Source organism: Terrilactibacillus tamarindi (assembly GCF_009718825.1).
GTDB lineage: Bacteria > Bacillota > Bacilli > Bacillales > Sporolactobacillaceae > Terrilactibacillus > Terrilactibacillus tamarindi.
On record NZ_WNHB01000058.1, the window covers coordinates 1 to 497 of the forward strand.

Annotated in this window: 5 tRNA genes; all 5 read left to right on the top strand. The window is 48.9% G+C overall.

The window, feature by feature from the left end:
• Positions 1-10: 10 nt before the first annotated feature.
• The 5 genes from GMB86_RS15325 to GMB86_RS15345 all read left to right on the top strand — a co-directional run bounded on the left by GMB86_RS15325 (position 11) and on the right by GMB86_RS15345 (position 487).
• Positions 11-86, top strand: a tRNA-Val gene (locus tag GMB86_RS15325).
• Positions 87-93: 7 nt separating this feature from the next.
• Positions 94-169 (top strand) — tRNA-Thr (locus GMB86_RS15330).
• Positions 170-184: 15 nt separating this feature from the next.
• Positions 185-260: transfer RNA gene (locus GMB86_RS15335), tRNA-Lys, on the top strand.
• A gap of 35 nt (positions 261-295) precedes the next feature.
• Positions 296-370: transfer RNA gene (locus GMB86_RS15340), tRNA-Gly, on the top strand.
• A 28-nt stretch (positions 371-398) separates the two neighbouring features.
• Positions 399-487 (top strand) — tRNA-Leu (locus tag GMB86_RS15345).
• Positions 488-497 lie beyond the last annotated feature (10 nt).

The following is a 497-nucleotide window of genomic DNA, read 5'->3' on the forward strand; positions in this document are numbered from 1 at the left end:
GGTTTATTTTGGAGGATTAGCTCAGCTGGGAGAGCATCTGCCTTACAAGCAGAGGGTCGGCGGTTCGAGCCCGTCATCCTCCACCATCATTGAGCCGGCCTAGCTCAATTGGTAGAGCAACTGAATCGTAATCAGTAGGTTGGGGGTTCAAGTCCTCTGGCCGGCACCAGGTATAATTTTATTTGAGCCATTAGCTCAGTTGGTAGAGCATCTGACTTTTAATCAGAGGGTCGGAGGTTCGAATCCTCCATGGCTCACCATTTTTTATAAGAAAAAGGGTTACAAAATAATATATGCGGAAGTAGTTCAGTGGTAGAACATCACCTTGCCAAGGTGGGGGTCGCGGGTTCGAATCCCGTCTTCCGCTCCATTACTAAGTTCTAATGAGTTTCTTTTTTGCCGGGGTGGCGGAATTGGCAGACGCACAGGACTTAAAATCCTGCGGTAGGTGACTACCGTGCCGGTTCAAGTCCGGCCCTCGGCACCATAATATATAT